Origin of the sequence: Hydrogenophaga palleronii (assembly GCF_031457455.1) — a bacterium.
In the GTDB taxonomy this organism is placed as follows: Bacteria; Pseudomonadota; Gammaproteobacteria; order Burkholderiales; family Burkholderiaceae_C; genus Hydrogenophaga; species Hydrogenophaga palleronii_A.
Window position 1 is genome coordinate 922245 of sequence record NZ_JAVDWU010000001.1, and the last position, 17871, is coordinate 940115.

The 17871-nt window shown below is 64.3% G+C and carries 13 protein-coding genes; 6 read left to right on the forward strand and 7 right to left on the reverse strand.

Annotated features, from left to right (window positions below):
* The first annotated feature begins 49 nt into the window (after positions 1-49).
* Together phoB and phoR are read left to right on the forward strand one after the other, a co-directional pair.
* Positions 50-781 (forward strand): phosphate regulon transcriptional regulator PhoB, encoded by a 732-nt coding sequence (gene phoB, locus J2W49_RS04305; RefSeq protein ID WP_310311898.1) that lies wholly within the window; start codon positions 50-52, stop codon positions 779-781.
* On the forward strand, positions 778-2088 hold the full coding sequence (gene phoR / locus J2W49_RS04310) for a phosphate regulon sensor histidine kinase PhoR (protein WP_310311901.1): 1311 nt from the start codon (positions 778-780) through the stop codon (positions 2086-2088). The genes phoB and phoR overlap by 4 nt, the downstream gene beginning before the upstream one ends.
* A 145-nt stretch (positions 2089-2233) precedes the next feature.
* On the opposite strand, the gene J2W49_RS04315 is transcribed toward phoR, so the two are convergent.
* The 4 genes from J2W49_RS04315 to trxA form a co-directional block, all read right to left on the reverse strand.
* On the reverse strand, positions 2234-4042 hold the full coding sequence (locus J2W49_RS04315; RefSeq protein WP_310311904.1) for a hypothetical protein: 1809 nt from the start codon (positions 4040-4042) through the stop codon (positions 2234-2236).
* Between the two features lie 136 nt (positions 4043-4178).
* On the reverse strand, positions 4179-4442 hold the full coding sequence (locus J2W49_RS04320; RefSeq protein ID WP_310311907.1) for a type B 50S ribosomal protein L31: 264 nt from the start codon (positions 4440-4442) through the stop codon (positions 4179-4181).
* A 96-nt stretch (positions 4443-4538) separates the two neighbouring features.
* Complete coding sequence (gene rho / locus J2W49_RS04325) at positions 4539-5801, reverse strand: transcription termination factor Rho (protein ID WP_304914534.1); 1263 nt, start codon at positions 5799-5801, stop codon at positions 4539-4541.
* Positions 5802-6004: 203 nt separating this feature from the next.
* Entirely contained in the window at positions 6005-6337 is a 333-nt protein-coding gene (trxA, locus tag J2W49_RS04330) for a thioredoxin TrxA (RefSeq protein WP_304914535.1), read from the reverse strand.
* 115 nt (positions 6338-6452) lie between these two features.
* Here trxA and J2W49_RS04335 point away from each other — a divergent pair, with 115 nt between their 5' ends.
* The 3 genes from J2W49_RS04335 to J2W49_RS04345 are packed head-to-tail and all read left to right on the forward strand — an operon-like array spanning position 6453 to position 13944.
* Positions 6453-9167 (forward strand): PD-(D/E)XK nuclease family protein, encoded by a 2715-nt coding sequence (locus tag J2W49_RS04335; RefSeq protein WP_310311915.1) that lies wholly within the window; start codon positions 6453-6455, stop codon positions 9165-9167.
* Positions 9164-12607 (forward strand): UvrD-helicase domain-containing protein, encoded by a 3444-nt coding sequence (locus J2W49_RS04340; RefSeq protein WP_310311918.1) that lies wholly within the window; start codon positions 9164-9166, stop codon positions 12605-12607. Before J2W49_RS04335 ends, J2W49_RS04340 begins: the two co-directional genes overlap by 4 nt.
* A complete protein-coding gene (locus J2W49_RS04345; protein ID WP_310311922.1) occupies positions 12604-13944 on the forward strand; it encodes a TIGR03862 family flavoprotein in 1341 nt (446 codons plus the stop codon). Before J2W49_RS04340 ends, J2W49_RS04345 begins: the two co-directional genes overlap by 4 nt.
* 13 nt (positions 13945-13957) lie before the next feature.
* Here the strand turns inward: J2W49_RS04345 and J2W49_RS04350 are convergent, their stop codons facing one another.
* Together J2W49_RS04350 and J2W49_RS04355 are read right to left on the reverse strand one after the other, a co-directional pair.
* Positions 13958-14983 carry an LLM class flavin-dependent oxidoreductase gene (locus J2W49_RS04350; RefSeq protein ID WP_310311924.1) on the reverse strand — a complete coding sequence of 342 codons (1026 nt, stop codon included), beginning with the start codon at positions 14981-14983 and terminating at the stop codon, positions 13958-13960.
* 19 nt (positions 14984-15002) lie between these two features.
* Positions 15003-16139: an iron-containing alcohol dehydrogenase gene (locus J2W49_RS04355; protein ID WP_310311927.1), complete on the reverse strand. Its 1137-nt coding sequence runs from the start codon at positions 16137-16139 to the stop codon at positions 15003-15005.
* A 112-nt stretch (positions 16140-16251) separates the two neighbouring features.
* Here J2W49_RS04355 and J2W49_RS04360 point away from each other — a divergent pair, with 112 nt between their 5' ends.
* Positions 16252-17232: an alpha/beta hydrolase gene (locus tag J2W49_RS04360; RefSeq protein WP_310311929.1), complete on the forward strand. Its 981-nt coding sequence runs from the start codon at positions 16252-16254 to the stop codon at positions 17230-17232.
* Positions 17233-17256: 24 nt separating this feature from the next.
* Here the strand turns inward: J2W49_RS04360 and J2W49_RS04365 are convergent, their stop codons facing one another.
* Complete coding sequence (locus J2W49_RS04365; protein ID WP_310311931.1) at positions 17257-17823, reverse strand: DUF922 domain-containing Zn-dependent protease; 567 nt, start codon at positions 17821-17823, stop codon at positions 17257-17259.
* Positions 17824-17871: the final 48 nt, after the last annotated feature.

Consider the following 17871-nt stretch of genomic DNA (forward strand, 5'->3'; position numbering starts at 1 on the left):
TCGACATCTCTTGCTACTTCCGTCCGGCGGGCTTTGAGAGGGCCTCACGATGAGAAAACTGCCCCGTGTGCTGGTGGTCGAGGACGAGCCGTCCATCGCGGAGCTGATTGCCGTCAACTTGCGGCACAACGGCTTTGCACCCACGGTGGTGTTCGATGGGGCCGCTGCACAGCGCGAAGTGGACGCCGTGCTGCCTGATGTGATCCTGCTCGACTGGATGTTGCCCGGGGAAAGCGGCGCGTCGTTGGCCCGCCAGTGGCGCAAGAACGAGCGCACAAAAACCGTGCCCATCCTCATGCTCACCGCTCGCAGCGACGAGTCCGACAAGGTCCAGGGCCTGGACGCAGGTGCCGACGACTACATCACCAAACCGTTCTCAACCCAGGAGCTGCTGGCGCGCATCCGGGCGGTGCTGCGCCGGCGCGCTCCTGAAATCGTCAACGACTCCGTTCAGGTGGGTGAACTTGCACTCGACGCGGGCACGTACCGCATCACTTTCCGGGGCGCCGAATTGAAGGTCGGCCCGACGGAATTCAAGCTCCTTCACTACCTCATGAAGCACGCCGAACGCGTGCACACCCGTGGTACGCTGCTCGACAAGATCTGGGGAGATCATGTCTTCATTGAGGAGCGGACCGTGGATGTGCATGTCAAACGTTTGAGGGAGTCGCTCGGTGAAGCGGCCGGCATGGTCGAAACCGTGCGTGGGGCAGGGTACAGGCTGACCGCCATGAACAACACGGGCCGCACGGCACAAATGTCTTCCAGTCCCAGCGCATGACCCGCCGCGCGATCGAGCTGCTGCTCCTGGTGGCCTTGGGGGCGGTGGCCGGTTGGATCCGCGGTACCGAGGGCTGGACATTTGGTGGCGCCTTGGTGGGCGCACTGGGCTGGAGTGTTCTGGATGGTTTGCGGGCCCGAAGCGTGCTGCGCTGGCTGAACAAGGGTGAAGTTTCGCGGGCACCCGATCTCTCGGGCATCTGGGGCGAGCTCGTCGATCGCAACCGCAAGCTGATTCGCCGACTTGAAAAGAAGGTGAACAACAGCGACGCTCGCCTGGAAGATTTTCTCGCCGCGATACAGGCCTCACCCAACGGGGTGGTTTTGCTGGACGCGGCAGGCCGGATTGAATGGTCCAACCTCACGGCCGCCAATCAGCTCGGATTCGATCCCCAGCGCGATCTGGGCCAGTATGTGCGCAACCTTGTGAGAAACCCCGCCTTCACGGCGTACATGACCGCTGGCAATTTCCAGCACGAGATCCAGATCGATGGACCGGGCGTGAGACCCTCTCAGCCCACCAAGATCCTCCTGCAGTTGCACCCCTACGGCAAGAAGCGCAAGCTGATGCTGACGCGGGACGTCACGGCGGTGCAGCTGGCAGAAGCCATGCGGCGCGACTTTGTGGCCAACGTCTCGCACGAGATCCGGACGCCGTTGACCGTGCTCAGCGGCTTCGTGGAAACCATGCAGACCATCCCGCTGGAGGAGGCCGACCGGACCCGCTACCTGAGCCTCATGAGCCAGCAGGCGCAGCGCATGCAGACCCTGGTCAGCGACCTGCTCACGCTCTCCAGGCTGGAGGGCAGTCCGGCACCTGGTCAGGGTGAGTGGATCGACAGTGGCGAACTCCTTCAACACGTGGTGCAGGAAGCGCGCGGTTTGTCCGAAGTGATCGCCAAACCGGTGCACACCATTGAGCCTGTGGCGGGGGCGCCCGTGTGGGTGGCGGGCGTCAAGACCGAGTTGCTCAGCGCGATGTCGAATCTGCTCAGCAACGCGGTGCGCTACACACCAGGTGGCGGAACGATCCGTGCAGGCTGGCAGGTGCGACCAGATGGGATCGGAGAATTCTTCGTGGAAGACACAGGCCCTGGCATTGCCGAAGAACACTTGCCTCGACTCACCGAGCGCTTCTACCGCGTGGATCGCAGTCGTTCACGCGAGACCGGTGGCACAGGCCTTGGACTGGCCATCGTGAAACATGTGGCACAGCGCCATGGCGGCCAGATCGAGGTTGAAAGCGTTCTGGGCGAGGGCTCACGCTTCATGATGCTGCTTCCCGCTTCTAGGGTTCGTGTGCACTGAGAGGCTGAGAGTCTCTCGCCGAAGCGCTTCCGGCGCGAAATGCCCCCTTCCAGAGATACCGTGGAACCAGCTTCGCCGGGCCACTGGTATCGCCCCCTCGAAGGGGGTGACGTGCCGAAGGCGCGGCGCGGGGGTGTATCCCAATTCAGTCACTTACGCGTTGGTAGAGCAGAAGGCTTTCCTTGCGGTCAGACAATCGGCTCACGGTGGCCCGAAATGCCCATTGCGTCAGCGTGACGCGCTCGTCCAGAGTGGGCTGAGTCTCTGGCGAGACCACCAATGCGCGACATGCCGCACCATCCAGGCCGCCGGTACGGACGAGTTTCAGCGCGCCGTGATGCCACAAGGCCGCAATTTGCGCCTGGCTGAGGCCGTCCACCAGCACGCAGGATTCAGGGGGCACCAGGCTGGCAATGCGTCTGGACAAGGGGCCATAGCTTCGCCCGAAATCCAGCAACGGCAACCAGAGTGTCATGAGCAGCAGCCAGCACAGCGTGCTGCCAGCGGCAGGCAGTACCAGACTCTTCCAGATGGCCTGGCGGTGCCGGCCCACGCGCCACTTCACCAGCCAGAACCATGCAATGGTGGCCAATGCGCCCATCCCGAAGAGAAACCAGGAGAACTCCGGAATGAACCCAGGCGCCAGGCGTGCCACGTTCGCGGCGGGTTTTGCAGGAACGCCGGTCTGCATGGCCACCCAGATGACCCAGATGATGAGGGCGCAGCCAGTGAAAAACAGCAGTGTGAACCAGTCGATCAAAGCCGAGACGCTGCGCCTCAATGTGGGCAATGAAAAGGCAGCCAGCACCGCGAGCGACGGCAACACCAGCAACAAAGCCCGGTCCTCCCGGGCCTGCCAGGCACTGGCTGCCACACAGATCACCGCGCCCCAGAGCGGCAGCGCCACGTGAGGACTCAGAAGCTGCCGACGCCATGACCACAGGCTCCACAAAACCAGTGGCCAGGCCGGCCATGTGAACCAGAGAAGCAACCGTCCAAAGCTGAGCCATTCGTCCGGGAACGAGGATGTTTGCGAGTCGTCTGGACCCGGCAGCACAGCCATGCCCGACAGGCCTGGTATGCCTGAGGCGCTGGCGCCTGATGGCGCCCATTCGGTCAAAAAAGGCAGGTGGGGAATGGAAAGCCAGCCCATCCACAGTCCAAGCAGGGTGACAGCCACCAGGCCCCCGCCCATCACCAACCGGCCGCTGAGGCGGTGGCCTTCGCTGCTCGCCGTTCCCCATCCAACCGGTGCCGGTGATTTCCCCAGCAAAAGCAGCCATCCCGTTGCGAGCAGCAGCGCCTGCCAACCCATCGCACTGAGAAAGAGCCCCAGCATGGCGAGTGATCCCATCCCCAGACTTAGCAATCGCCGATCTCCCGCACCCGGCGCCAATCGAGCCATTGCATGCAGCAGCACCGCCAGCAATGCCAACCGGACCAGATCGGGTGTGGTTTCATGGCCCAGCTGTGCCAGGCCCAGGCAGGCGATGAGCGCCAGCAGGCCGGCGTCGGCCAGCGCACGCGCATAGTCCCGTGGGCTCGCCTCGCCACCAAACGCAAAAGCCACAGGCTGCGCCGCGGGCAGGCGTGCCAGGTGGTAAACCGTGTACCAGGTACTCGCCAGGGTGATCAGCAACAGTGCGGCAAAAGGAATCCGGGAGGCAAAGACCGGGTCCAGAAACGGCAGCAGTTTGATGAACAGTGCGCCTATCCAGTAGGGCAGCAGTGCATTCTCTTGCGGTGCCGCCCCCAGCAACTGCGGCTGCAACCAGCTGCTCAGTCCTTGTGCCAGCTCCTGCATGACGCCAAACGAGCCAACGTCGTCCACCTTCCATGGCTCGCGGCCCAGGAAGCCTGGAAGAACATACGCTGCACAGAACAGCAGCAGCGCAAGGCGGGGAAGAGGGCGCACCGCCGTTTGGGTGACGATGGCAGGGGTCGGTCGGTTCACTGCGGGCAATATACAGGCGCTCGCGCCTTTCGGCCTTGGCCGGATGTGAATTGATGAAAAAAAAGCAGCCTGTGCAGGCTGCTTTTTTTTTTCAGGAGGCGGGGCAGGCATCAGACGGATGCAAGCCTTGGCCAGCTCACTTGGCGGCGGGGGTACCCTTGCCGTAGCGATTGCGGAAGCGCTCCACGCGACCACCCATGTTGTCCACGCTCTTCTGGGTGCCGGTGTAGAAGGGGTGCGACTCGCTGGAAGTATCCAGCTTGTACAGCGGCAGCTCGCGGCCGTCTTCCATCTTGATCATCTCTTTCGTGTTGGCGCAGGAGCGGGTCACGAACTTGAAACCGTTGGAGAGGTCCTGGAAGCAGATTTCGCGGTAGTTGGGGTGAATGCCGTCTTTCATGACGTTTCCTTCAGGTCAGGTGCGGCAGCCGCAGGGAAACCATTTCCCTGTACTTGTCGCGATTAGCAAAGCTTTGGATTCTAGCACGCAGGGGCGTTAGCCACCTCGCCGCATCATGTCGAAGAACTCGGAGTTGTTCTTGGTTGATTTCATGCTCTTGAGCACCATCTCCATGGCCTCGATTTCGTCCATGTTGTACATGAACTGGCGCAGGATGCGGGTTTTTTGCAAGATCTCGGGCTGCAGCAGCAGCTCTTCCCGGCGGGTGCCGCTGCGGTTGAGCTGGATGGAAGGGAACACGCGTTTTTCGTACAGACGGCGGTCGAGGTGGATTTCGCAGTTGCCGGTGCCCTTGAATTCTTCAAAGATCACTTCGTCCATGCGCGAGCCGGTGTCGACCAACGCGGTGGCGATGATGGTGAGCGAACCGCCTTCTTCAATCTTGCGCGCTGCACCAAAAAAGCGCTTGGGGCGCTGCAGCGCATTGGCGTCCACACCGCCGGTGAGCACCTTGCCGCTGGAGGGCAGCACGTTGTTGTAGGCGCGAGCCAGACGAGTGATCGAGTCGAGCATGATCACCACGTCTTTTTTCAGCTCGACCAGGCGCTTGGCGCGCTCGATCACCATTTCGGCCACGTGCACGTGGCGCGCTGCAGGTTCGTCGAAAGTGGAGGCAATGACTTCGCCGCGCACGGTGCGCTGCATTTCGGTCACTTCTTCGGGGCGCTCGTCGACCAGCAGCACCATCAGCTCCACCTCGGGGTGGTTGGCTGCAATGGCGTGGCAGATGTGCTGCATCATCACCGTCTTGCCGCTCTTTGGCGGTGCCACGATCAGTGCGCGCTGGCCTCGGCCGATGGGGGAAATGATGTCGATCACCCGGCCGGTGATGTTTTCGTCGCTCTTGATGTCACGTTCCAGGCGCATCTGTTCCTTGGGGAACAGCGGCGTCAGGTTCTCGAACATGATCTTGTGCTTGTTGTCCTCGGGGGGCAGGCCGTTGATCTTGTCGAGCTTGTTCAGGGCAAAGTAGCGCTCGCCATCCTTCGGGATCCGAACCTCACCCTCGATCATGTCGCCGGTGTGCAGGTTGAAGCGGCGGATCTGGCTCGGCGAAATGTAGATGTCGTCGGTGCTGGCGGTGTAGCTGGTGTCGGGCGCCCGCAGGAAGCCGAAACCGTCGGGCAACACTTCAAGCACGCCGTCGGCATTCACCAGTTCGCCGCCTTTGGCGCGCTTCTTGATGATGGCAAACATGAGCTCCTGCTTGCGCATGCGGCCGGTGTTTTCGATCTCAAGGGCTTCTGCCTGCTTGAGGACTTCAGACACGTGCAGTGCCTTGAGTTCGTTGAGGTGCATGGAATTCACTCCGAGAGGGAGTTGAGTCAAAAACCGGGGGGAGGGTGCGCCGGCGTCTGGTTGTCAGACGGTGCGCTGGGGTGAGGCTGGACTCTGTCAGTGCAGCTCTGGCGAAATTATGACAGGAAAAAAGCAGTCCGGCGCATGGGATTCGGGCATTGCACCCGGCATGTGCTTTGTGGACTGCTTGTTGCGATCGGGAATCAGGACAGCTGCTGGTCGATGAAGGCAGTCAGCTGTGCCTTGCTCAACGCGCCCACCTTGGTGGCTGCCGGTTGGCCGCCCTTGAACAGGATCAGCGTCGGAATGCCGCGAATGCCAAACTTGGCGGGCACGTCGCGGTTGTCGTCCACATTGAGCTTGGCAATCTTCAATTTGCCGTCGTAAGTGCCGGCCACCTCGTCGAGGATAGGGGCAATCATTTTGCATGGGCCGCACCATTCGGCCCAGAAATCGACCAGCACGGGCGCCTGTGCGTCCAGCACATCGGCCTTGAAGCTTGCATCAGAAACGTGTTTGATCAGGTCGCTGGCCATGTATCTTCCTAAGGAACGTTGAACGGGGAAGTTAAAGTCTGTACACCATCAGCGGGAGCCATGAGGCCAACCGCTTCAGCGTCAACGACGTCATTGTGACAGAAACCCCTATTCCATGAATCCTGCAGGACAGTCCGACGATTCCGGTCTGCCTATGGCGAGCAGCACCGAAGGCGCGGCTCCGGCGAAACTCGATCCCCAGTGGTCGCGCTTGGCGGAGGCGATCCATCGATTGACCGCACAGCATGGCGTCAAGCCCGGACGGGTGCTGGTACTGGTGCCTTACGCGCAGCTGATGGAAGAGGGCAGGCGAGCCTGGGGCTTGCTGCACCCCGGCGGGTTCCCGCCCCGTTTCGAATCGAGCCGGAATCTGGCGACCTCTCTGCAACCCTTCTTTCCGGGTGCAACCGATCTGAGCATGGACATGGCCCGCGACAGTCTGGTCGCAGCGTCTTTTGTGGAGCGGGTGGCCAAAGCGCGAACGGATCCGGCCATTCGAGCCCTGATGGTTTCCCGGCTGATCGAAGCGGCCACGCAACTGGCGCCGGCTGCCGCTGCCATTGCGCCCGAACAGCGGCTGGCCTGGGCCAACTCACTTCAGGAACAGCTCCGGCTGAGGCCGACAGCGCTGCACTGGGAGTCGCTGCTGGGCTCCTTGGCGCTCACGTGGGCCGGCACCTCTTCCTTTGCCACCGACGCGCTGTGGGGGCCTGCAGCCCAACCGGGCATCCTGGCGGACGCGATGCTGGTGGTCCCCGGTTTTCATGACGACCCGTTGGCGAAGGCGCTGGTCAGGCACTGGGGAGAGCGGGCGACCGTGCTGCCCTTGATCGACCAGGCGGATGACCCGCACCTGGGTCAGCACGCACACATGCTCCGCTGCGCCGACAGCGAGGACGAGGCGCAACAGGCGGCGGCCTGTGTGCTGACCCGCGTCAATTCGGGGCTGGCGCCGGTGGCTCTGGTGGCCAACGACCGGATCCTGGTGCGGCGCATCAGCGCCATGCTGACGGGTGCGGGCGTGGCGGTTCGTGATGAAACTGGCTGGAGGCTGTCTACCACACACGCAGCGTCGCAGGTGATGGCGCTGCTGCGTGCGGCCGGCCCGAATGCACGTACCGATGACGTGCTGGACTGGATGAAACTGGCGCCAGCCTGGAACGATGCGCAGATCCAGCGACTGGAGCGGGCCGCCCGCGAGGCCGGTGCATCGCGCTGGCGAGCGGTGCTGAAAACGCCCGCCCTGGCCGACGTGGTGCCAGCGGATCTGCCACCGCTGCTGGTGGCGTTGCAACCGCCACGGACGTTGAGTCAGTGGCTCACGGATACCTCAACCGCATTGATGGGCTGCGGGATGTGGGATCCGCTCCAGTTGGACGAGGCTGGCCAGCAGCTGATTCGCGCCTTGCGGCTGGGCCGCGCCGGAGCAGAAGAGCTCCTGGCCGTGAGCCAGGCTTTGACACAGACGGCCAACGTGGAAGACAGTCAGAAAAAGCAGGGATCCGGTACCGGCGGGCGCATGTCGCTGTCGGCTTTGGGTGACTGGGTGCAAAACGTGCTGGAAGGTGCCAGCTTCACCGCCAGGCACGGTGCCGACCCCTTGGTGGTGGTTCTGCCCATGGCGCAATTGCTGGGGAGGGGTTTCAAGGCGGCGGTGGTGCCGGGCTGCGATGAAGTGCACCTTCCCACCAGCCCAGAGCCACCGGGACAGTGGACCGCCGAACAACGCATGGTTCTGGGCCTTCCGTCACGCGCCGCGCTGGCTGAGGCCGCAGCAGGCGCATGGCAAGCCACGCTGGCCACGCCCCAACTGGACATTCTGTGGCGCAGCCAGGAGCGCGGCGAGTCCATGCTGGCCAGCGCCTGGGTGCAGGCGTTGCCGGCGTTTTCTCGCATCGCCGTTGCGGGCGCCACAGGCGATCATGGCACTGACCGCCGACCCATGCGTTCACTCGTTGCGCAGGTGGCACCTCGACCGACACCCTCCGCGAGCGATCTGTTGCCTGAGAGGTTGTCGGCCAGCGCCTACCAGGACCTGCGCCACTGCCCCTATCGCTTCTTCGCCTTAAGGCAGCTCAGACTGACAGAGACACCGGAACTCGATGAAGCGCCCGACCAGCGCGACATGGGCAACTGGCTGCACGCCGTGCTGCGCGCTTTTCACGAGCAGCGCGGGGATGCCCGCCCGGGGGAGCAGGCCGACCGGCTGCGACTGGATCAGCTGGCTGTAGAGACCGCCGACGCCATGGGGCTCAATGCAGACGAAAGCGCGGCTGGCTTTCTGCCTTTTGAGGCCATGTGGCCCGCGTTGCGCGAGGGCTACCTGGCGTGGCTGGCGGGCTATGAATCCCGGGAGAGTGGCGCAGGTCCGCGTTTCGAGATGGCTGAGGTGGCGCGTGAAGTACCGCTCGGGCCATGGAAGCTGTACGGCAAACTGGACCGGGTCGATGTCCAGGGTTCACCAGAAGGCCCCATTCCCCTGGTGATCGACTACAAGACCGAGAGCCGGGCAAGGACGCTGGATCGCGTCAAGGAACCTCTGGAAGACACCCAGCTGGCGTTCTACGCTGCGCTGTTGCCACAGGACAACCTCAGGGCAGCGTACCTGAGCATCACCGACAAGCGAGGCGACGGCCCCAAGGAGGCTTCCACGCTGTGGGTGGAGCAGGAAGACGTGCTCATGGCACGGGAAGAACTGCGCAAGGGACTTGTGCACGACATGTCGCGCGTCGCGGGTGGGCAAGCCATGCCCGCACTGGGCGAAGGGCAGGCTTGTGATTACTGTGCGGCCCGTGGCTTGTGCCGCAAGGATTTCTGGGGGCAGCAATGAAAATGCCCGCCTATCGAATCAACGGGCAGCCTGCTGAGCGCGAGGCGTTCTATGCGCTGGCCTGTGATCCCCATCGCAGCATCGCGGTCGAGGCCTGTGCTGGTGCAGGGAAGACCTGGATGCTGGTCTCGCGCATCTTGAGGGCCTTGCTCGATGGTTGTGCCGCGCAAGACATTCTGGCCATCACCTTCACCAAGAAGGCCGCGGGCGAAATGCGCGACCGCCTCAATGGCGAGTTGCGCCGATGTGCCACCCTCCCGGACGCCGAACTGGCGAGTGAGCTACGCGCGCGAGGCCTGAGTGCTCCCGACGCAGTGCTTCGTGCTCCCGAGCTGCGCACGCTGCATCAACGGCTGAACACCTTGGGCCGCCAGGTGCAGGTACGCACATTTCATGGCTGGTTCGCTTCCCTGCTGCGGGGAGCTCCGCTGTCCGTGCTGCAGGAACTGAGACTGCCACCGCAGTACGAACTCCTGGAAGACGACGCACAGGCCGTGGCGCTGGTGTGGCCCCGCTTCTATGGCGCTGTCGCCGGCGATGTTCAAAGCAAACAGGATTTTATGGACGCGGTGGCCGAGCACGGTCGCCATCAGACCCTCAAGGCCCTGGAAAACGCGTTGCAAAAGCGCGTGGAGTTCACGCTGGCAGACGGCGTTGGGGTGGTGGAAAGCTCTGTGAAGCCTTTTGGCGAGTTGTACCCCCGATGGGCCAGCCTGCGATCCCCCGAACAGGCCTTGTTGCAGCCCGGCGTGCGAGAGCGCTGGCTGGCCAGAGCCCAGGAGCTGGGCCGCGAGACCAACAAGACGCCTGTGACCGCCGCGCGTGCCGTGCTCGACGCCTTTCAGTTGCCGGACGAACCTGCGCACATGCCTGCGCGGCTGGCAATGCTGCGCAAGGCCTTCTTCGTGGCCAGCGAAGACCGCCTCACCAACCACCTGACCAAGTTCGTCGCCGCTCAAGATGCGGAGTTGGAACTGCTGGACCTGTGCACCGCCAGACGCCAGCATCAGGCCTGGTCGCATCACCAGCGCATGGCTCGGCTGTCGCGTGTGCTGCTCGCGTCCTATGCCGAACTCAAGCGGGAACGCGGCTGGGTCGACATGAACGACGTGGAAGGAGCCGCGCTGAGATTGCTGGGAGACAGCGAAATCTCTGGCTGGATGCAGCAAAGGCTGGACGCCCGCGTGCGCCATCTGCTGATCGACGAATTCCAGGACACCAATCCGCTGCAGTGGCAGGCGCTGTACGGGTGGTTGTCGGCCTACGCCGGTGCCGGGGTGGGCGAAGCGCCCTGCGTGTTTCTGGTGGGTGACCCCAAGCAATCCATCTACCGGTTCCGGCGCGCCGAACCCCAGGTGTTCAAGGCGGCGCAAAGCTTCGTCGTCAATGGGCTTTCGGGCGCCTTGCTCAGCTGTGACCACACGCGACGCTGCGCCACCGGTGTGGTGGATGCCTTCAACAGCGTCATGCTCGATGCTCTGGCCAGCGGCGAGTACGGCAGCGACTACCGCAGCCACACCACCGAGAGCCGGGAAGAGGGCGTGGTGCTGGCACTGCCGCAGGTACCGCGGGATGCGAGAGCGGGTGCGTCCCGTGGTGGGGTCGACGACGAGCCGGTCTGGCGCGACAGCCTGGTGACGCCAAGGGTATTGCCTGAAGACAGCATGTCGGCACTTGAAGCCCGCCAGGCCGCCGACTGGGTGGCGGCAGAGATTGCGTCGGGGCGCTTGCATGCCGAGGACGTGATGGTGCTTTCCCGTCGTCGGGAGCGGCTGGGCTGGATGCACGAGGCATTGCTGGAGCGGGGCATTCCGAGCGAGCAGCCCGAAAAGGTGGACCTGTGCGAAGCGCCTGCCGTGCAGGACGTGGTGGCCCTGCTGGATGCGCTGGTTTCTCCCTCGCACGATCTGAGCCTGGCCCGCGCGCTCAAGTCGCCGTTGCTGGGGTTCAGCGATGACCTGCTGGCGCAGATTGCCCGGTTGCGCTTGCGGTGGACGACGCGCACCGAGCCCAGCGATTCCGCAGAGACGCCCGCCGCCCCCCGATCGGTGTCTCCGTCGTGGTGGGAGGTGCTTCAACGATTCGAAGCGCTGCCTGCGCAGGAGCAGGTGGCTTTGCTGGCCTCGGCCTGTCCAACGCCTGAACACGCCCGTGAGCAAGCCGACTTGCTGGCCGCGAGCGCAGGTCAGCTGTCGCTCTACCGTGAATGGCTGGCCCGCTTGCCGCCTCACGACGCCTTGTCGGCCATCTTTGACCACAGCGATGCGCTGGCCCGGTATGCCCAGGCTGTGCCCGCGAGCCAGCGCGCTGCGGTGCTCGCTCAGTTGCGTGACCTGTTGTTGCAGTCCCTGACCCAGGAAGGCGGCCGCTTCCTGACGGCCTACCGGTTTGTGCGTGCACTCAAAGCCGGGGGCATCAAGGCCACGCCGGTCCAGACGGCGGGGGCGGTGCGCCTGCTCACCATCCACGGTGCCAAAGGGCTGGAGGCCCACACCGTTCTCCTGCTCGATACCGACGCGCCATCCTCCCGCCCGGACAGCATGGGTGTGCTGGTCGACTGGCCCGGTGAAAACCAGACCCCCAGCCGTTTTGTCTTTCTGGCCAGCGAAAAGTCACCTCCCGTCTGTGCGGCCGAAGTGCTGCAGGTGGAGCAAAGGGCCCGCGCCCTGGAGGAGTTGAATGCACTGTACGTGGCGCTGACCCGGGCCGAACACCGCTTGGTGATCTCCAGCTTTGAGCCGCATCGGCGCGGCCAAGCGGTCACCTGGTACCAGCGGCTGGCACCGCGGGCCCAGGCGGTCGAGGTGCCCACAGGCCATGCCGCCGAAGCCAGCCCAGAGTCTGGCGAGCGTGAGAAGTTTGAATTGCCTTGCCTGCCCGCGTTGACCGCGCCAGTGGCAGTGCCTGCCGTCACGGCCCCACCAGCATCCGATTCGCAGATCGACGTCCAGGGCGATCACACCCGTCGGATTGGACTGGCGCTGCACCGGTTGCTGCAGTGGTATCCCACTCCCGCGATGGACTTTGATTGGACGGACTTGCACCTGCAGGCCGTGGCGCGGGAATTTGATCTGGATGCAGCGCAGACCGAGCACGCAAGGTCCGTGGCCCAACGCATCGTGAAGGGGGCGGCCGCCTGGGCCTGGGATGCCGAGCGCCTGGCGTATTGGGGCAACGAAGTGGATCTGTTTCACCAGGGCGAGCTGTTGCGGCTGGATCGGCTGGTGCGGGAAGTGGCCACGGCTTCGAGCCCCGGCGCCTGGTGGGTGCTTGATTACAAGAGCGCCGCACATCCGGAACAGCAACCGGCCCTGTTGGCCCAGATGCAGCGCTACCGCCGTGCCGTGGCACAAACCTGCCCGGGAGAGACCGTCCGCGTGGCCTTCATCAGCAAGAACGGCGAACTCATTGAGCTGTCGCCCGAGGACACGCCCGGATGATCAACCACCCATTACAGGAACAACACATCACGCCGGCGCCGCTGCAAGTCGATGTAGCGGTGCTGGGCGGCGGACCTGCGGGCCTCATGGCCGCGGAGGTGCTGAGCGCAGGTGGTGCAGCGGTGCACCTTTTCGATGCCATGCCGTCGGTGGGACGCAAGTTTCTGCTGGCGGGCAAGGGTGGCATGAATCTCACCCACGCTGAACCCTTCGACGCCTTCGTGGCGCGCTACGCCGAAGCCGCTTCAGCTTTGCAGCCCATGCTCGAGGCGTTTGGCGCACAAGCGGTGCGCGACTGGGCCAGCAGTCTGGGTATCGACACCTTTGTGGGTTCGTCGCACCGGGTGTTTCCCACTGACATGAAGGCGGCCCCCCTGCTGCGCGCATGGCTGCAGCGCCTGCGTCACCCGGCGGGGAAGGGCGCAGCGGTGCAGTTCCATATGCGGCATCGCTGGACTGGCTGGACCGATGCACCCGTAGGACGGATCGGTCTGCGGCTGCAGTCACCTGCGGGTGAGGCGTTCGTGCACGCACGTGCCGTTGTGCTGGCGCTCGGCGGCGCCAGCTGGGCCCGGCTGGGCTCAGATGGTGCGTGGGTGGCGCCACTGAAATCCGCAGGCATTGCGGTCTCGCCCCTGCGCCCCAGCAACTGTGGTTTTGATGTCGCAGGCACATCACGGCATGGCGCTTGCGCGGGCTGGAGCCCTTTTTTCGTCGAACGTTTCGCCGGCCAGCCCTTCAAGGCGGTCAGCCTGTCGTTCACTGGGCATGACGGGCGCCACTTTGCCCGCCGGGGTGAATTCGTGGCCACTGCCAACGGTGTCGAGGGTAGCCTGATCTACGCCGTTTCGGCCCAGTTGCGGGAAACCATTGCATCGCACGGTCAGGCCACTTTTCACCTGGACCTGCAACCGGATCGCTCGCTGGAACAGGTGCGGGCCCAGGTGGCGCACCCCCGTGGCGCGCGCAGCCTTTCCAGCCACCTCAAAAGCAGGCTGGGTCTGGACGGCATCCGCATGGCCATATTGAATGAGCTGCTTGACAAGGACGCGCTGCACGATCCGCAGCAGCTGGCAGCCGCCATCAAGGCCCTGCCGGTGACGGTGGTGGCGCCGCGCCCCATTGATGAGGCCATCAGCACGGCGGGCGGTGTGTCATGGGCCGCCATGAATGCGCAGCTCATGCTGCAGGACAAACCAGGCGTGTTCTGCGCGGGGGAAATGATCGACTGGGAAGCGCCCACAGGGGGTTATCTGCTCACAGCCTGCTTGTCCACCGGGCGCCAAGCGGGAGAGGGCGCTTTGCGGTATCTGGCGTCGTTCCTCAACGGCGCCTAAGCGCCGTCTCGCGTCAACCAGCGACGGGATCTGCAGTCTTCTCTGCGCAGGCCTGCGCTGCCAATGTCAGAGAGCGAAGGCGCAGCGCAGGATCGAACACATCGCACACCAGCATCAGTTCGTCCGCCTCCGTGGTGGCCGCCAGGGCCGTCAGGCCCTCGCGCACGGTGTGGGGGCTGCCAATCACGGCACAGGCCAGAAAATCGGCAATGGCTGCGCGCTCCTGAGCGTGCAGTTGTTGCATGTAGTTGTGCACAGGCGGTGGCAGCTGCCCGCGCTGGCCCGTGAGAATGCCCAGCACGCGCTGGTAGGTGCTGCTGGCCAAGTAGTCGGCTTCTTCGTCTGTCGGTGCCGCCACGAGGGGCACACCCACGATCGCATAGGGCTTGCTCAGCGTGGCCGAAGGTTGGAAACGGCTGCGGTAGAGGTCCAGCGCCTGCAGCAGCAGCCGAGGGGCGAAATGCGAGGCAAAAGCGTAGGGCAGACCGCGCTCCGCCGCGAGCTGCGCAGAAAACAGGCTGGAGCCCAGCAACCAGATGGGCACCTCTGTGCCCGCTCCGGGCATGGCGATCAGCCGTTGGCCTGGCTGGGCCGGGCCCAGCAAGCGCTGCAGTTCGGCAACATCACGTGGAAAATCGGCCTCGGTTTCCACCCGGTCTCGACGCAGGGCCCGCATGGTCAGCGGATCGGTACCTGGTGCGCGACCCAGTCCCAGGTCGATCCGGCCGGGGTAGAGCTCGGCCAGCGTGCCAAAGGCCTCGGCCACCACCAATGGCGCGTGATTGGGCAGCATCACACCGCCCGACCCGACACGCATGCGTTGTGTACCGCCCGCAATGTGACCGACCAGCACAGCAGTGGCCGAACTGGCGATGCCGCTCATGTTGTGGTGCTCGGCCAGCCAGTACCGCTTGAACCCCAATGCTTCCGCATGCTGCGCAGTGCGCAGCGCAATGGCCAGCGCATCCGCGACCGTCCCGCCTTCGCGCACGGCGACGAGGTCAAGCATGGACAGCGGGATGGAGGATAGAGGCGTCATCGGAAGCGGCTTTCGGGTATCACATGGAGGCTTCCAGCATGCCACGGTACTCATTGACCGTGGCGATGCGGGGGTTTGTCTTGTGGCAGTGGTCGGCCAGTGCGCCGGTGATCACTTTGTCGAACAGGTCGGTCGTCACCCCCATGGCGGCCAACCCGCTGGGCAGGCCCAGGCGGGCGTTCATGTCCTTGATGGCCTCTGGAATGTCGCTGCCGCTCTGCAATCCCATGGCGTGCGCCATGCGCTGCAGTCGCTGTTCGTTCTGCATCGACTCGGCTTCGGCATTGAAGCGGATCACCGCCGGCAGGAACATGGCGTTGAGCGTGCCGTGGTGGAGCCGGGGATTGACCCCGCCCAGGCTGTGACTGAGCGAGTGCACGCAACCCAGTCCCTTCTGAAACGCCATGGCGCCCTGCATGGAAGCGCTCATCATGTTCAGCCGCGCTTCGCGGTCCTGTCCGTCCTTGGTGGCCCGTTCGATGTGTGCCCAGCCGCGCCGCAGGCCGTCCAGGCCAATGCCGTCTGCGGGCGGGTTGAAGGCTGGCGCCATGAAGGTTTCCATGCAGTGGGCAATCGCGTCCATGCCAGTGGCAGCTGTCAGCATGGGAGGCAGGCCCAGGGTGAGTTCGGGGTCGAGCAGGGCGGTTTTGGGCACCAGGTGCCAGCTGTGGAAGCCCAGCTTGCGGCCGTCGTCCACGATCACGATGGCGCCGCGCGCAACTTCGCTGCCGGTGCCGGCCGTGGTGGGCACGGCGATCAGGGGTGGCACCCGGTCGGTGATGCGGGGCGAACCGCCCTCGATCGTGGCGTAGTGCTTCAGCGGGCCTTCGTGTGTCGCGGCAATTGCCAGCCCTTTGGCACAATCGATCGAACTGCCGCCCCCGAGCGCGATCAGGCCGTCGCAGTTTTCCCGGCGGTAGACCTCGACAGCAGCGCGCACGGCAGCTTCGGTGGGGTTGGAAGGCGTTTGGTCAAACACTGCCACCGGCAATCCGGGCAGAGCAGCCACTGCCTTTTCCAGCAGCCCAGCGGCTTTCACACCCGCGTCGGTCACGATCAGGGGGCGCGTGATACCCACACGTTCACATTCAGCCTTCAGTTGGGCCAGGGCGCCGAAGTCGATCAGGATATTGGTCACATACAGGATCTGGGACATGGTTGTCTCGCGTTATGGTGTGGAGTTGGCAGAAAACTATAAGCCGCCTTGGCCCTCGCATCCAAACTGAATGCGGTGCACTCGGTCCCGCAAAAGACACCTTCAGACCTTCATGTCGAAACACCCCAACCCCAGAGCGCTGCTCACACCCGCCTCACGCACCCTGCTTGATCGCATCGCCCGAGCCGGACATCCACCCATGCACGCACTCTCTCCCGCGCAGGCCAAGCAGGCGTATGCAGCGGGCGCCAGCGTGCTGGATCTGCCGCCGCACAAGCTGGCGCGGGTGGAGGATCTGCAGATCCCGGCGCGTGATGGTCACACGCTCCCGGCGCGCCTGTTTGCGCCAGCGTCGGACACCGCCTTGCCCGCGCTGCTGTACTTTCATGGCGGGGGATTCACGGTGGGGAGCGTGGCCACCCACGAGCCACTGTGCCGGCACCTGGCTCACCTGGCCGAATGCGCCGTGGTGTCGGTGGACTACCGACTTGCACCGGACTGGAAGTTCCCGACCGCGGTGCACGACGCATGGGACAGCCTGGACTGGTTGCGTGAGCATGCCGAGGATCTCCGTCTCGACGGCACGCGCATGGCCATTGGAGGTGACAGTGCAGGGGGCACGCTGGCGGCGGTCACGGCCATTGCGGCGCGGGACGCCGGTTGGGCGCTGGCCTTGCAGTTGTTGTTCTACCCTGGGTGTGCGGGCCACCAGGACACGCCCTCGCACCACAGCTTTGCCAAGGGGTTTCTGCTGGAGGAGCCGCACATCAGTTACTTCTTCGATCACTACCTCAACGAACCAACCGAACGCAACGACTGGCGCTTCGCGCCATTGGATGGCGTGGGCACCAGTGGCAACGTCCGGGACCTGGAAGGCGTAGCACCCACATGGATGGGTCTGGCCGAGTGCGACCCGCTGGTCGACGAGGGCGTGATGTACGCGGATCGCATGCGCATGGCGGGCGTGCCCGTCGACCTGGAGATCTACGCGGGCGTGGTCCACGGGTTCATTCAGTTTGCAAGAGCCATCCCGCAGGCGCTGACCGCGCACAACGACGCAGCGCGGGCGTTGCGCCGTGCTTGGCGCATCTGACCACTTTTCCGACCACGCGTGCCCCTACGGTGTCAGAGTGACGCCCTCGGTTCGGCCGTGCCGGGTCCGGCGGTCGTACTCGATCTCTTCCCGGATCGCGTCTTCCAGAATCCGTCGCCCGATACCGTTGGCCGTCAATTCAAGCAAGGTACAGGTGGCTTGTGGGGTCAGGGCCAGTATCTGGCGGTCGATCTGACTGGCAGCGTCCAGGGCGAACTGGTAGTGACCCATCTCGTGACTTCGCAGAGCGGTCACGTACCGGTCAAACGTCTGGCGAACCTCGACGGGCGCGCCTTGCTGGAGCTCTGGCAGGGTGATGACACCGGTGACCCGGGTCTGCGTCTTGTGGATTTCGCAGCGTCCGTCGGGGGTGTTGTTCCACCAGAGCTGCCAGTTCACATGCCATCGTGTGAAACCATGGAAAACCTTGCCACCATGGCGGATGGGGGACGCGGCACTGATGGCATCGCGCAGCGACATGTCTGGCCGGAGCGACACGTTGTAGGTCTTGACCTCAAGCGACTGCACCACTTCGCCAAGCGCTGGTGCAGCGGCGAACGAGAGGGGAAGCAGGCAAAACAAGATGCGCATGGAGGCGCATCGTACCGCCTGGGCCGACTTGGTCGGTCTCCCATGGGT

Bases quoted from the DNA above. Each gene is read 5' to 3' on its own strand.
- J2W49_RS04340 (WP_310311918.1), top strand. From the start codon at position 9,164: ATGAAAATGCCCGCCTATCGAATCAACGGGCAGCCTGCTGAGCGCGAG.
- J2W49_RS04335 (WP_310311915.1), top strand. From the start codon at position 6,453: ATGAATCCTGCAGGACAGTCCGACGATTCCGGTCTGCCTATGGCGAGC.
- J2W49_RS04350 (WP_310311924.1), bottom strand. From the start codon at position 14,983: ATGACGCCTCTATCCTCCATCCCGCTGTCCATGCTTGACCTCGTCGCC.
- phoR (WP_310311901.1), top strand. From the start codon at position 778: ATGACCCGCCGCGCGATCGAGCTGCTGCTCCTGGTGGCCTTGGGGGCG.
- J2W49_RS04365 (WP_310311931.1), bottom strand. From the start codon at position 17,823: ATGCGCATCTTGTTTTGCCTGCTTCCCCTCTCGTTCGCCGCTGCACCA.
- rho (WP_304914534.1), bottom strand. From the start codon at position 5,801: ATGCACCTCAACGAACTCAAGGCACTGCACGTGTCTGAAGTCCTCAAG.
- J2W49_RS04360 (WP_310311929.1), top strand. From the start codon at position 16,252: ATGTCGAAACACCCCAACCCCAGAGCGCTGCTCACACCCGCCTCACGC.
- phoB (WP_310311898.1), top strand. From the start codon at position 50: ATGAGAAAACTGCCCCGTGTGCTGGTGGTCGAGGACGAGCCGTCCATC.
- trxA (WP_304914535.1), bottom strand. From the start codon at position 6,337: ATGGCCAGCGACCTGATCAAACACGTTTCTGATGCAAGCTTCAAGGCC.
- J2W49_RS04345 (WP_310311922.1), top strand. From the start codon at position 12,604: ATGATCAACCACCCATTACAGGAACAACACATCACGCCGGCGCCGCTG.
- J2W49_RS04320 (WP_310311907.1), bottom strand. From the start codon at position 4,442: ATGAAAGACGGCATTCACCCCAACTACCGCGAAATCTGCTTCCAGGAC.
- J2W49_RS04355 (WP_310311927.1), bottom strand. From the start codon at position 16,139: ATGTCCCAGATCCTGTATGTGACCAATATCCTGATCGACTTCGGCGCC.